Origin of the sequence: Streptomyces sp. NPDC005576, assembly GCF_042871745.1 — a bacterium.
Taxonomy (GTDB): Bacteria; Actinomycetota; Actinomycetes; order Streptomycetales; family Streptomycetaceae; genus Streptomyces.
In genome coordinates, this window is record NZ_JBIAJC010000005.1 from 196417 (window position 1) to 209926 (window position 13510).

Genomic DNA, 13510 nt, shown 5'->3' on the forward strand with positions numbered 1-13510 from the left:
AGCGGGGCACGCGTCGCCGGCCGTCAGACGAGACCCGCGCCCGCCTCCGCGCCCACTTCTCCGGCCGCGACCGCGCACGGCCCCCGCAGCACCACGGCGACCAGTGCGGCGATCGTCGCCTCGTCCTGGGGCGGCTTGCGCAGGATGTGGCGGTAGTAGACCGGCCCGTAGAGCAGCTCCACCATCAGCCGCGGATCGGCGTCCGCCGGGATCTGCCCACGCTCCTGGGCCCGGGTGAGCAGGGTGACCGCCAGTTCCACCCGCGGGTCGACGACCCGCTCGGCGAGGTCACGTGCGAGGTCCTCGTCGTGGTGGAGCTCGGAGAGTATGCCCGCGTACGCCGGTCCGTACGGGGGTGTGCCGAGGAGCCGTACCGCCAGTCCGATGTGCCTTCGCAGATCGGCCTCGATGTCTCCGGTGTCGGCGAACGGGGCGGCGTCGGACAGGACGTCGGTGAAGATCTCCATCAGGATGCCGCTCTTCGCCGGCCACCACCGGTAGATCGTCTTCTTGCTGACACCGGCCCGGGCGGCGATGGCCTCGACCGTCACCCGCCCGTACCCCCTCTCCGTGCAGAGCTCCAGCGCCGCCTCCAGGATCGCGCGTCGGGACCGTTCGCTGCGTCGCACAGAACTCGGCAATGCGCTCATTCCGTGAGCATAGGACCCCTCTCTCCACTCCTTGTTGACAGGTCGTCGCCAAAAGTCGAACATGAGCGAGGCGGAAACGGAACGTATCGTGTCGGCTCCGCTGTTCGCACCGTTCGTGCCGTTCGTGCCGCGACGAGCCGATCGGGGGACGGCTCGGCCGGCCGACGGCACGAACGGCCCGGAGCCGATCGACCCGTCCTCACCGGAGAACCCCTCCCGACCGGCCCCTGTGCTACCGGCCCTGGCTGTCGGCGTTCGCCGCCCGTACGAGCGCGTCGCGGGTCACCGCACCGACGTAGACCTTGCCCTGATCGGTGATGAGGGCGTTCACCAGGCGCGTGCTGAAGACCGTGCCGGAGCCGAACTTCCCCGATGCCTCGGCGCCGAGGGCGTCCAGCAGTGAAGAGCTGTCCTTCGCCGACGCCAGTCCCTCGCCGCCGGGTACCTCGGCCCGCAGGATCGTGGTCCAGCCCTTCCCGACCGTCTTGACGCCCCCGGCGTCTCCGGCGTACCCGGCACCGCCGGCGTCCGCCAGTCCCCCGAGGCCGCCGGGCAGCAGGTCCCCGAGGGCGCCACTCCCCTCGTCGGCCGCCTCCTGACCCGCGGCGTCGTCCGCCTCGGTCACCTTGGCGCCCTTGGGCGGGGTGAAGTGGAAGGCCGAGGCGGCGGGCTTGCCGAAGTCCACCTTGGTGAAGCCGACGTTGACGGCGGCCTTTCCGCCGGAACTGGGGTTCAGGGTGAACCGCAGCGGCAGGCCGTTCTCCGCGTCCACCGCGATCCGTACGGAACCGATGGTGGAACCGGACTGCTTCGGCTTGATGAGCAGTTGGTAGGCGTCCCGGCCGGCCACCCGTACGGTGCCGTCGACGGTGACCGACGTGGTGTCGTCGACCGCCTTCAGCGCCTCCTCGGCGAACTGCCGGGGTGTGCCGTCCGCCGTGTCCCCGCGGCTGTCGTCCTCGTGGCGGGGGGTGCCGGTCTTCAGGTGGAAGACCTCGTGGGACCCGCTGTCGTAGGCCCAGACCTGGTCGGTGTCGTGGATCAGGCTGTACTCGGAGCCCTTCCCGAGGATCGTCAGCCGCTGCTTGTCGGGGCCGTCCGCAACCACCTTCAGGGTGTGCGTACCCGAGGCCAGCTCGGTCAGCCGGTCCTCGGGCGCGGCACTGCCCGAGCTCCCCGCGCCCGGGACGAAGGAGCCGGCGAGGCCACCGAGGGAGGGGATGCCGAGGTCGGTGGTGATCTTCACCGTGCCGGAGAGCCGCTGGGTGTCCGAGGCGGCGATCTTCTCGACGAGTCGCTGTGCGGTGATCTTCGGCAGGTCCGGGTCGCCGCTGTCGGCGAGTGCGGGGACGAGTCCGATGGTCGCGGCGGCCACTCCGGCCACCGCGACGGGGACGAGGGTGCGTGATGCCTTCCGGCGGGCTCGGTCGGCGCGCGTGGACGTGCCGGTGGGGTCGCCGGGGGTCCCGCTCCGGGTCTCCGCGCTGTCGATGGGTGCCATGTGTGCCCTACCTCCGTGGTCGGCGGCTTCCGTTCTACGGTCGCGTTCGTCCACTCCCTGCCGCGCTTCTCACCCGATGGGGTCAGGAGGAGTGGTTGTTCTCCATCTGACCCCATCGGGGGAACTCACGCGTCAGCCCGCGGGCTCAACTCCGCGTACGGCTCGGGTATGACGTCACTCCACCGGAGGTACGCCAACCCCTACGGGTCGGCCCGGGAGAGCATCGGACGGGGCGTCAGCCCGCCCGGTGCACCACGAGGTCGCACAGTTCGGCGAGCGCCGACTTGGCGTAGCAGTCGGGCAGCGGATGGAGGGCCGCCCTGGCCTCCTCGGCGTACCGGATGGTGTCGCGGCGGGCCTGCTCCAGCGCCGGGTGGACGCGCAGTCGGCGCAGCGCCTCGGCGAGGCGGGCGTCGTCGGCGAGGTCACCGTCGAGCAGTTCCACCAGCTCCAGGTCGTCCGGCTTGCCGTCCGCGGCGGCCTGGGCACGCAGCAGCAGGACGGGGAGGGTGGCGATGCCCTCCCGCAGGTCGGTGCCGGGGGTCTTGCCGGACTCGTGGGAGTCGGAGGCGATGTCGAGGACGTCGTCGGCGAGCTGGAAGGCGACGCCGAGCCGTTCGCCGTACTGGGTGAGTACGTCCACGGTCCGCTCGTCGGCGCCGGACATGAGGGCGCCGAACCGTCCGGAGACGGCCATCAGGGACCCGGTCTTCCCGCTGAGGACGTCCATGTAGTGGTCGACCGGTTCGCGGCCCTCGCGCGGGCCGACCGTCTCCAGGATCTGACCGGTGACCAGCCGTTCGAAGGCTTCGGCCTGGATGCGGACGGCCTCGGGGCCGAGGTCGGAGAGGATGTGCGAGGCGCGGGCGAAGAGGAAGTCACCGGTGAGGAGAGCGACGGAGTTGCCCCAGCGGGCGTTGGCGCTGTCCACCCCCCGGCGGACCTCGGCCTCGTCCATCACGTCGTCGTGGTACAGCGTCGCCAGGTGGGTCAGCTCGACCACGACGGCGGAGGGCACCACGCCGGGGGCGTCGGAGTCGCCGAACTGGGACGCCAGCATCACCAGCAGGGGCCGGAACCGTTTGCCTCCGGCCCGGACCAGGTGCTGCGCGGCCTCCGTGATGAAGGGGACGTCGCTCTTGGTGGCCTCGAGAAGCCCGGCCTCGACAGCGGCCAGGCCGGTCTGGACCTCGGCCTCGAGAGCCTGGTCCCGCACGCGCAGCCCGAACGGCCCGACGACGGTCACGAGAGGGTCTCCTGTCTGCTGACGATCACACGAATGTCGATCTGTCGGCTGTCTTCACTCATGCCAGCGTATCCGGTCCCCTTTCGATCACCGTGGGCGGCTTCCCGCCACCGCCGGTATGTTCGGGATCGGCTCATACGATCACGAGTTGCCGTTTTGTCGCACCCCGCGGGGACCCCCGGTCGCCCGGGCCTCCGGCCCCCTCCACCGAGGTACGCCATGCACATCCGGACCGAGTTCCCGTACGAGACCGTCCGCGAGGACCTCCGCGTCCCGCTCCCGGACGGCACTCCCCTCTACGCGCGAGTGTGGCGGCCCGTCACCGAGGAGCCGGTCCCCGCGCTGCTGGAGTACCTGCCGCACCGGCTCGGCGACGGGACGGAGCCCCGCGACCGGCAGCGGCACCCCTGGTACGCGGGCCACGGCTACGCCTCGGTACGGGTGGACGTGCGGGGCCACGGCAACAGCGGGGGCCTGCCGGGCGACGCGTACGGGGACGCCGGGGTCGCCGACGGGGTGGCGGTGATCGACTGGCTGGCGCGGCGGGAGTGGTGCTCGGGCCGGGTCGGCATGTTCGGCATCTCCTGGGGCGGCTCCGCCTCGCTCCGGCTCGCCGCGGCGGCCCCGGACGCGCTGCGGGCGGTCGTCGCGGTGTGCGCCACGGACGACGGGTACGACAACGGCGGCCAGTACTGGGGCGGCTCGGTCCTCGCCTCGGACCTGCCCGCCCGGGCCGCCGGGCTGCTCGCCGCCGCCTGTGAACCACCCGACCCGGTGATCGTCGGGGATGGCTGGAAAGAGATGTGGCTCGCCCGGCTGGAGTCGCTCGACCCCGTCGTCCACACCTGGCTGGCCCATCAGACCCGGGACGACTACTGGTCGCGCGGCAGCGTCCGCGAGGGGTACGGGGCGATCCGGGCGGCCGTCCTCGCGGTGGGCGGCTGGCACGATCCGTACCGGGACACCGTGCTGCGGCTCGTGGAGCATCTGGACCCGTCCCGGGTGCGCGGGCTGATCGGGCCCTGGCCGCACCAGTACCCGGACCGGGGCCGGCCGCCCGGTCCGGCCATCGGCTTCCTCCAGGAGACGCTGCGCTGGTGGGACCAGCACCTGAAGGAGAAGGAGACCGGGGTGATGAGCGAGCCCCTGCTGCGGTCCTGGATCAGTGGTTCCCACCCGCCCGCCACCCGGTACGAGACGCTGCCCGGCCGCTGGGTCGGGGACCGGACCTGGCCGTCGGAAAACGTCACTCCGGTGACGTACGCCCTGCTGGGCGGTGGCCGGATCGTCCGCTCGCCGCAGCAGACCGGGCTGGACGCGGGCCGGTACTCCCCGTGCGGGAACGACGCCGACCTGCCGCCGGACCAGCGCGACGAGGACGCCAAGTCGGTCGCCTTCGAGTTCCCGGTGGAGGGGGCGCCCGTCGAGATCCTCGGCCGCCCCCGGGTACGGCTGCGGCTGACCCTGGCGGTGCCGCGCGGGCAGGTCGTCGCCCGGCTCTGCGACGTGGCGCCGGACGGCTCGTCCGCCCTGGTCACCCGGGGCGCCCTCAATCTGGCCACCCGCCACGGGCGCGACCGCGCCGAGGACTGGCCGGCCGGCACGACCGAGGACGTCACCTTCGAACTCGCCGGCATCGGGCACGCCTTCGTGCCCGGTCACCGCATCCGACTGGCCGTCTCCTCTTCGTACTGGCCCTGGGTCTGGCCGCAGGCCGACTCCGCGGGGTTCACGCTCGACGCGGACGGCAGCCTGGTGGAACTCCCGGTCCGCCGGCCCACCGACGAACCCGCCCCCGCCTTCGGCGAGCCCGAGCAGGCCGAGCCGCTCGGCGAGGCCGTACCGGCCACCCTGGACGGGGAGCGCCCGGAGCGGCGGATCGTCCGGGACCTCGCCCGGGGCCAATGGCGGCTGGAGGCCGACCCGCGTCCGGGTGGGACGCGGTTCCACCCGGACGGGCTGGAGATCACCGAGGACGCCCTCGACACCTTCACGATCCAGCAGGACGACCCGCTGTCGGCCCGGGCCGGGTCGGACCGGACGGTCCGGCTGCACCGGCCGGAGACGGCCTGGCGGACGGAGATCGTGACCCGCTCGGAGACCTGCGCGGACGCGACGCACTTCCTCACCTCCGACGAGGTGATCTGCAAGGAGGGCGACGAGATCGTCTTCCACCGCACCTGGGAGAAGCGGTTCCCGCGCACAGCGGGCTGACGGGTCGCCAGGCACCCTCCGCACGGCGTCCGCAGGGCGTCCGTACGAGGTGAGTGCGGGGCAGGTGCGGGGTAGGTGCGGCCTCGGTGCGGGGGAGCGCGTGCGAACGCCCCGGGTAGGCGGACCTCTTGCCGACACGGCCGCGCCGCACGGACGTAACGTGGTCCATGAGCGACGTGTCTCCCCCGGTGACGTGTTTCCCGGCGGCGCGTCTCCCAGCGACTGGAAAGCGAGGCAGCACCCCATGCCCGAGCAGAGCAGCCCGCTCGACACGGACGAGGGCGACCCCTTCGGCCCGCACAACCTTCCTTACGGCGTGTTCTCCGTCTCCGACGGCCCCTCCGAAGGCCCTTCCGGCGGCCCGTCCGGTGAGCCGCCCCGGCGGCGGGTCGGTGTCAGGATCGGGTCGCACGTGCTGGACGCCGGGGCGGCGGCCCGCGCCCTCGGCTCCCCGTACGCCGGGCTGCTGGCGCAGCCCAGCCTGATGCCGCTGCTCGCGGCCGGGCGCACCGCGTGGCGGGACGTGCGGCGGGCGCTCACCGGCTGGCTCGCCGTCCCCTCGCACCGTGCCCAACTGGAGCCGTTGCTCCACCCGCTCGAAGCGGTGACGCTCCACCTTCCGTACGAAGTGGCCGACTACGTCGACTTCTACGCCAGCGAGCACCACGCCACCAACGTCGGCCGGATCTTCCGCCCGGACGGGGCCGCGCTGACGCCCAACTGGAAGCATCTGCCCATCGGTTACCACGGCCGGGCCGGTACGGTCGTCGTCTCCGGCACGGACGTGGTGCGCCCCCGGGGGCAGCGCAAGGCGCCCACCGACGCGGCGCCCGTCTTCGGGCCCTCGGTGAAGCTGGACATCGAGGCCGAGGTGGGGTTCGTGGTGGGCGTGCCGTCCGCCCAGGGCACGGCGGTGCCGCTGGCCGACTTCCGCGAGCACGTCTTCGGTGTCCAACTGCTCAACGACTGGTCGGCGCGGGACATCCAGGCCTGGGAGTACGTCCCGCTCGGCCCGTTCCTCGGCAAGTCCTTCGCCACCTCGGTCTCCGCGTGGGTGACCCCGCTGGAGGCGCTGGACGCGGCCCGTACGGCCCCGCCCGCCCGGGACGCGGAGCTGCTGCCGTACCTCGACGACGCGGACGAGGAGGATCCGGGCGGGATCGATCTGCGGATCTCCGTCGAGATCAACGGGAAGCTCGTCGCCGAGCCGCCGTTCTCCACCATGTACTGGACGGCGGCCCAGCAGCTGGCCCAGATGACGGTGAACGGCGCCTCGCTGCGCACCGGCGACCTCTACGGCTCCGGCACGGTGAGCGGGCCCGAGCCGCACCAGCGCGGCTCCCTCCTGGAGCTGACCTGGAACGGCCGCGACCCGCTCGAACTGCCCGGGGGCACCCGGACCTTCCTGGAGGACGGCGACACGGTGACCCTCACCGCGTGGGCGCCGGGGCCGCACGGCACCCGGGTGGGGCTCGGCGAGGTGACGGGGACGATCGTGGCGGCGGGGTGAGGCGGTGGGACGGTGTCAGGCGGCGGCGCGCGGTGAGTCGGTGGGGCGGTGTCAGGCGGCGGCGCGCGGTGAGGCGGTGGGAACGGTCGGTCCGGGTCAACTCGGACGCGGGCGTTCACCTGTTCGCGCGACTCCTGTCCCGTTCCGTCCCGATACCCTGAAACACGTCCGTGAGACTCCGGCCATGGGAGCACCGATGAGCATCGAACCCGAGGTCCCGGAACCTCGGTGGGCGGTCCCGCCCGAGGGCGGCTGGACCGCCGATGACCTGGACACCCTCCCCAATCTGCCTCCGCACACGGAGCTGATCGACGGGAGCCTCGTCTTCGTGAGTCCGCAGACCGTTTTCCACATGCAGGCACTGCGCTTCTTCGAGTCGCAGCTGGTCCTCCGCGTCCCACCGGGGCTGGCGGTCGCCCGCGAATTCACCATCGACATCGACCGGTACAACCGGCCCGAACCGGATGTGCTGGTCGTGGACGCCGAGACCCTGGAGTCGATGAACCAGACCCGCGTCCCCGCCGAAGCGGTCCGGCTCGCCATCGAGGTCGTCTCCACGGAGTCCCGCTCACGGGACCGGGAGACCAAGCCGGTGAAGTACGCCCGCGCCCGCATCCCGCACTTCTGGCGGGTGGAGAACCAGGACGGGCGGGCCGTGGTGTACGTCTTCGAGCGGGAGCCGGCCACCGGTGCGTACACCTCGACCGGGATCTTCCACGACCGGCTGAAGGTCTCCGTGCCGTTCCCGATCGACCTCGATCTCACCGCGATCACGCCGCCGCGCCGGCCGGTGGAGCCGGAGTAGCTCCGGCTCCACCACCCTCCCGTCGCCGCCCCCGGGTCACTCGTACTCCGGAGGCTCCTCCTCGTCCCAGCCGAACTCGGCGTCGCCGTGCGGGTCGGCCGGGGCGGCCACCGCACGCGTGGACGCCCGCGCCGGAGCCTCGACCACCGGGGCCGCCGGGGCGGCCTTCTCGGCGGGCGCTCCCAGACCCGCCAGGACCTCCAGCACGCCTTCGCCGTACGTCGCCAGCTTCTTCTCTCCGAGCCCGCTGATCCCGCCCAGCTCGGCCAGGGACGAGGGGTGCAGGGTGGCGATCTCGCGCAGGGTCGCGTCGTGGAAGATGACGTACGCCGGGACGCCCTGCTCCTTCGCCGTCGCTCCGCGCCAGGCGCGCAGCGCCTCGAAGACGGGGACGGCGGACGCGGGCAGGTCGGCGGCGGCAGCCGACTTGGCGCGGCGCTCGCCCTTGACGGCCGTCTGCGCGGTGACCCGCTTGGGTTCCTTGCGCAGCAGCACCTCGCGCTCACGGCCGAGGACCGTGGCGCTGGTGTCGGTCAGTACGAGGGTGCCGTACTCCCCCTCCACGGCGAGCAGACCCTGGGCCAGCAGCTGGCGGACGACACCGCGCCACTCGGCCTCGGCCAGCTCCTCGCCGATACCGAAGACGGAGAGCTGGTCGTGGTCGAACTGGATGACCTTCGCGGTCTTCCGCCCCAGCAGGATGTCGATGATCTGCCCGGCGCCGAACTTCTGTTTCCGCTCGCGCTGGAGCCGGACCACGGTGGAGAGCAGCTTCTGTGCGACGACCGTGCCGTCCCAGGTCTCCGGCGGCACCAGGCAGGTGTCACAGTTTCCGCAGGTGGCGGCGGTGGGTTCCTGGCCGAAGTAGGTGAGGAGCTGGGCACGGCGGCACTGGACGGTCTCGCAGAGCGCCAGCATCGAGTCCAGGTGCGCGGAGGCGCGGCGGCGGTGCGCCTCGTCGCCGTCGCCGCCCTGGATCAGCTTGCGCTGCTGGACGACGTCCTGGAGGCCGTACGCCATCCACGCGGTGGAGGGGGTGCCGTCCCGGCCGGCACGGCCGGTCTCCTGGTAGTACCCCTCGACGGACTTGGGGAGGTCGAGGTGGGCGACGAAGCGGACGTCCGGCTTGTCGATGCCCATGCCGAAGGCGATCGTCGCGACGACGACGAGCCCCTCCTCGCGCAGGAAGCGGGACTGGTGGGCGGCGCGGGTCCCGGCGTCCAGACCGGCGTGGTACGGCACGGCCTCGATGCCGTTGCGGCAGAGGTACTCGGCCGTCTTCTCGGTGGAGTTGCGGGAGAGGCAGTAGACGATGCCCGCGTCCCCGGTGTGCTCCTCCTTGAGGAAGGTGAGCAGCTGCTTCTTGGGGTCGGACTTGGGGACGATGCGGTACTGGATGTTGGGCCGGTCGAAGCTGGCGACGAAGTGCTTGGCGTCCGGCATGCCCAGGCGGCGGGTGATCTCCTGGTGCGTGGCGTCGGTCGCGGTCGCCGTCAGGGCGATGCGGGGTACGTCGGGCCAGCGCTCACCGAGGACGGAGAGGGTGAGGTAGTCGGGGCGGAAGTCGTGGCCCCACTGGGCGACGCAGTGCGCCTCGTCGATCGCGAAGACGGAGACGGTGCCCCGGGAGAGGAGCGAGAGCGTGGAGTCCAGGCGCAGTCGCTCGGGCGCGAGGTAGAGGATGTCCAGCTCGCCGGCGACGTACTGCGCCTCCATGGAGCGGCGCTCGTCGAAGTTCTGGGTGGAGTTGATGAAGCCGGCCCGGACGCCGAGCGCGCGCAGGGCGTCGACCTGGTCCTGCATGAGGGCGATCAGCGGGGAGACGACGACGCCGGTGCCGGGGCGGACCAGGGCGGGGATCTGGTAGCAGAGGGACTTGCCGCCGCCGGTGGGCATGAGGACGACGGCGTCGCCGCCGGCGACCACGTGGTCGATGATCGCGCCCTGCTCGCCGCGGAACGACTCGTATCCGAAGACCCGGTGCAGGGTCCGTCGCGCCTCGCTGTCACCGGCCCCGGTGGCCCCGCTTACTGCGGCCCCGCTGCTGGGAGCCTCGCTGCTGGGAGCCTCGGTCCCGGCCTGGGTCACGGCCTCGGTCCCGGCCTCGGTCCCGGCCTCGGTCCCGGCCTCGGCCTCGGCCTCGGTCACATCCATGGTGTCGCCCGTCCTGCTCGTCGCTCTGTTCGCCGTCGTCGCTGTCGTCGTCGCGGTCAGTGCTGTCGTCGTCGCGGCGTGCCGTCGTCGTCCGGCTCGTCCCCCTTCACCATAGGCGGCCCGTACGACAACGCCGGACGGGCTTGACTCCAGCCCGTCCGGCGTCCGTGGTGTGGTGGCTCCGCCACCGGGACCGCTACCGCACGAAGATTCCCGCCTGGCTCGCCAGGTCGAGGAAGTACTGCGGGGCGAGGCCGAGCACCAGGGTGACCGCGACGCCGATACCGATGGTGGTCATCGTCAGCGGGGACGGGACGGCGACCGTGGGGCCGTCCGCCTTCGGCTCGCTGAAGAACATCAGCACGATGACCCGGATGTAGAAGAACGCGGCGATCGCCGAGGAGATCACACCGACCACGACGAGTCCGCCCGCGCCGCCGTCCGCCGCCGCCTTGAAGACGGCGAACTTGCCGGAGAAGCCGGAGGTGAGCGGGATACCGGCGAAGGCCAGCAGGAACACCGCGAAGACGGCGGCGGTCAGCGGGGAGCGCCGGCCGAGACCGGCCCACTTCGACAGGTGGGTCGCCTCGCCGCCCGCGTCGCGCACCAGGGTGACGACGGCGAAGGCGCCGACCGTCACGAAGGAGTAGGCGACGAGGTAGAAGAGGACCGAGGAGATGCCCTCCGGGGTGGTCGCGATGACACCCGCCAGGATGAACCCGGCGTGCGCGATCGAGGAGTAGGCGAGCAGCCGCTTGATGTCGGTCTGGGTGATCGCGACGATCGCCCCGCCGAGCATGGTGACGATGGAGACGCCCCACATGACCGGCCGCCAGTCCCAGGTGAGGCCGGGGAGCACGACGTACAGCAGGCGGAGCAGCGCGCCGAACGCGGCGACCTTGGTGGCGGCGGCCATGAAGCCGGTGACCGGGGTCGGTGCGCCCTGGTAGACGTCCGGGGTCCACATGTGGAACGGCACGGCGCCGACCTTGAAGAGGAGCCCCATCAGGATCATCGCTGCGCCGATGAGGAGCAGCGCGTCGTTGCCCATCGTGGAGGCGAGGGCGGGGTCGATCTCGGTGACCGAGCCGTCGACGACGCTCGCGATGGTGGCGTACGAGACGGAGCCCGCGTAGCCGTAGAGGAGGGCGATCCCGAAGAGGAGGAACGCCGAGGAGAACGCGCCGAGCAGGAAGTACTTCACCGCGGCCTCCTGCGACATCAGCCGCTTGCGGCGGGCGAGGGCGCAGAGGAGGTAGAGCGGCAGGGAGAAGACTTCGAGCGCGACGAAGAGGGTCAGCAGGTCGTTGGCGGCCGGGAAGACCAGCATGCCCGCGATGGCGAAGAGGACGAGGGGGAACACCTCGGTGGTGGTGAACCCGGCCTTGACGGCCTGCTTCTCGCTGTCGCTGCCCGGAACGGACCCGGCCTGTGCGGCGAAGGAGTCGACCCGGTTGCCGTGCGGGGCGGGATCGAGCCGCCGCTCGGCGAAGGTGAAGACCGCGACGATCGAGGCCAGCAGGATGGTGCCCTGCAGGAAGAGCGCCGGGCCGTCCACCGCGATGGCGCCCATCGCCGCGATGTGGGCCTTGGTCGTGCCGTACCCGCCGGCGGCGAGGCCGACGACCGCGGCGAACGCGGCGGCCAGGGCGACGACGGTGAGGAGGACCTGGGTGAGGTACCGGGCCCGGCGGGGCACGAAGGCTTCCGCGAGGACGCCGATCACCGCCGCGCCGACCACGATCAGGACGGGCGCGAGTTGGGCGTACTCGATGGTGGGGGCCGTGAACTTCACGTCCGGGGCGGCCGTCGTCACCCCGCCCGCCACGGTCCACATGCTGTGGACAGCTGTTGCGCTCACTGGGCGGCCTCCACCTCGGGCTGGGGGTCCTGCTTCTGTACGTCGGACATGGTGTGCTCCACCGCCGGGTTGACGATCTCGGTGAGCGGCTTCGGGAAGACGCCCAGGAAGATCAGCAGCGCGATCAGGGGTACGACCACCGCCAGCTCACGGACCCGCAGGTCGGGCATGCCCTGGACGGTGGCCTTCACCGGGCCGGTCATGGTGCGCTGGTAGAGGACCAGGACGTAGAGCGCGGCGAGCACGATGCCGGTGGTGGCGATGATCCCGGCCACCGGGTACGCGCTGAACACTCCGACCAGGACCAGGAACTCGCTGACGAACGGGGCGAGTCCGGGGAGCGAGAGGGTGGCCAGGCCGCCGACGAGGAAGGTGCCCGCCAGAATCGGGGCGACCTTCTGCACTCCTCCGTAGTCGGCGATGAGACGGGAGCCGCGCCGGGTGATGAGGAATCCGGCGACCAGCATCAGCGCGGCGGTCGAGATGCCGTGGTTGACCATGTAGAGCGTGGCGCCCGACTGGCCCTGGCTGGTCATCGCGAAGATGCCCAGGATGATGAAGCCGAAGTGCGAGATCGACGCGTAGGCGATCAGCCGCTTGATGTCGCGCTGGCCGACCGCGAGGAGCGCGCCGTACACGATGGAGACCAGCGCGAGGACGAGGATCACCGGGGTCGCCCACTTGCTGGCCTCCGGGAAGAGCTGGAGGCAGAAGCGGAGCATCGCGAAGGTGCCGACCTTGTCGACGATCGCGGTGATCAGCACGGCGACGGGCGCGGTCGCCTCACCCATGGCGTTGGGCAGCCAGGTGTGCAGCGGCCAGAGCGGGGCCTTCACCGCGAAGGCGAAGAAGAACCCGAGGAAGAGCCAGCGTTCGGTGCCGGTCGCCATCTCCAGGGAGCCGCTCGCGCGGGCCTCGGCGATCTCGGAGAGCGAGAAGCTCCCGGCGACGGCGTACAGCCCGATGACGGCGGCCAGCATGATGAGGCCGCCGACGAGGTTGTAGAGCAGGAACTTCACGGCGGCGTACGAGCGCTGGGCCGCGGCGTTCTCGTCGGTGCCGGCGTGGGCCCGGTCCCCGAAGCCGCCGATGAGGAAGTACATCGGGATGAGCATGGCTTCGAAGAGGATGTAGAAGAGGAAGACGTCGGTGGCCTCGAAGGAGAGGATCACCATCGCCTCCACCATCAGGATCAGGGCGAAGAAGCCCTGGGTGGGGCGCCACCGGGAGCTGTGCGTCTCCAGGGGGTCGGCGTCGTGCCAGCCGGCCAGGATCACGAACGGGATGAGCAGCGCGGTGAGCGCGAGGAGCGCCACCCCGATGCCGTCCACGCCGAGTTCGTACCGGACGCCGAAGTCGGCGATCCAGGCGTGGGACTCGGTGAGCTGGTAGCGGTCGCCGCCGGGTTCGAAGCGGACGAACACGATCGCCGCGAGCACCAGGGTGGCGAGCGAGACGAGCAGCGCCAGCCATTTCGCGGCGGTGCGCCGCTGGGCCGGGACGGCGGCGGTGGCGATGGCGCCGATCGCGGGGAGTGCCGCCGCCGCTGTCAGGAGGGGAAAGGACATG

9 protein-coding genes are annotated in these 13510 nt (G+C 71.8%); 3 read left to right on the forward strand and 6 right to left on the reverse strand.

From position 1 onward, the window contains the following. Positions 1–23: 23 nt before the first annotated feature. The 3 genes from ACFYPN_RS11005 to ACFYPN_RS11015 all read right to left on the reverse strand — a co-directional run bounded on the left by ACFYPN_RS11005 (position 24) and on the right by ACFYPN_RS11015 (position 3397). Entirely contained in the window at positions 24–650 is a 627-nt protein-coding gene (locus ACFYPN_RS11005; RefSeq protein ID WP_358755789.1) for a TetR/AcrR family transcriptional regulator, read from the reverse strand. A gap of 232 nt (positions 651–882) precedes the next feature. After that, on the reverse strand, positions 883–2151 hold the full coding sequence (locus ACFYPN_RS11010; RefSeq protein ID WP_358755787.1) for a sigma-E factor regulatory protein RseB domain-containing protein: 1269 nt from the start codon (positions 2149–2151) through the stop codon (positions 883–885). Positions 2152–2386: 235 nt separating this feature from the next. Next, a complete protein-coding gene (locus ACFYPN_RS11015; RefSeq protein ID WP_389297752.1) occupies positions 2387–3397 on the reverse strand; it encodes a polyprenyl synthetase family protein in 1011 nt (336 codons plus the stop codon). Between the two features lie 219 nt (positions 3398–3616). Here ACFYPN_RS11015 and ACFYPN_RS11020 point away from each other — a divergent pair, with 219 nt between their 5' ends. The 3 genes from ACFYPN_RS11020 (at position 3617) to ACFYPN_RS11030 (ending at position 7926) form a co-directional block, all read left to right on the forward strand. Further along, the gene (locus tag ACFYPN_RS11020) at positions 3617–5611 is read left to right on the forward strand and encodes a CocE/NonD family hydrolase (RefSeq protein WP_358755782.1); all 1995 of its coding nucleotides are present in this window, start codon (positions 3617–3619) and stop codon (positions 5609–5611) included. 244 nt (positions 5612–5855) lie between these two features. Continuing rightward, positions 5856–7121 (forward strand): fumarylacetoacetase, encoded by a 1266-nt coding sequence (gene fahA / locus ACFYPN_RS11025; protein WP_358755780.1) that lies wholly within the window; start codon positions 5856–5858, stop codon positions 7119–7121. Between the two features lie 196 nt (positions 7122–7317). Next, complete coding sequence (locus tag ACFYPN_RS11030) at positions 7318–7926, forward strand: Uma2 family endonuclease (RefSeq protein WP_358755777.1); 609 nt, start codon at positions 7318–7320, stop codon at positions 7924–7926. A 36-nt stretch (positions 7927–7962) separates the two neighbouring features. Here ACFYPN_RS11030 and recQ read toward each other — a convergent pair whose 3' ends face one another. The 3 genes from recQ to ACFYPN_RS11045 all read right to left on the reverse strand — a co-directional run bounded on the left by recQ (position 7963) and on the right by ACFYPN_RS11045 (position 13509). Continuing rightward, entirely contained in the window at positions 7963–10080 is a 2118-nt protein-coding gene (gene recQ / locus ACFYPN_RS11035) for a DNA helicase RecQ (protein WP_358755775.1), read from the reverse strand. 196 nt (positions 10081–10276) lie between these two features. Next, positions 10277–11941: an NADH-quinone oxidoreductase subunit NuoN gene (nuoN, locus tag ACFYPN_RS11040; RefSeq protein WP_358755773.1), complete on the reverse strand. Its 1665-nt coding sequence runs from the start codon at positions 11939–11941 to the stop codon at positions 10277–10279. Continuing rightward, entirely contained in the window at positions 11938–13509 is a 1572-nt protein-coding gene (locus ACFYPN_RS11045; RefSeq protein ID WP_358755771.1) for an NADH-quinone oxidoreductase subunit M, read from the reverse strand. Before ACFYPN_RS11045 ends, nuoN begins: the two co-directional genes overlap by 4 nt. Position 13510 lies beyond the last annotated feature (1 nt).

Excerpts from the sequence above, each read along its gene's own strand:
- ACFYPN_RS11005 (WP_358755789.1), bottom strand. The coding sequence starts at position 650 with ATGAGCGCATTGCCGAGTTCTGTGCGACGCAGCGAACGGTCCCGACGC.
- ACFYPN_RS11010 (WP_358755787.1), bottom strand. The coding sequence starts at position 2,151 with ATGGCACCCATCGACAGCGCGGAGACCCGGAGCGGGACCCCCGGCGAC.
- ACFYPN_RS11020 (WP_358755782.1), top strand. The coding sequence starts at position 3,617 with ATGCACATCCGGACCGAGTTCCCGTACGAGACCGTCCGCGAGGACCTC.
- fahA (WP_358755780.1), top strand. The coding sequence starts at position 5,856 with ATGCCCGAGCAGAGCAGCCCGCTCGACACGGACGAGGGCGACCCCTTC.
- ACFYPN_RS11030 (WP_358755777.1), top strand. The coding sequence starts at position 7,318 with ATGAGCATCGAACCCGAGGTCCCGGAACCTCGGTGGGCGGTCCCGCCC.
- recQ (WP_358755775.1), bottom strand. The coding sequence starts at position 10,080 with ATGGATGTGACCGAGGCCGAGGCCGAGGCCGGGACCGAGGCCGGGACC.
- ACFYPN_RS11045 (WP_358755771.1), bottom strand. The coding sequence starts at position 13,509 with ATGTCCTTTCCCCTCCTGACAGCGGCGGCGGCACTCCCCGCGATCGGC.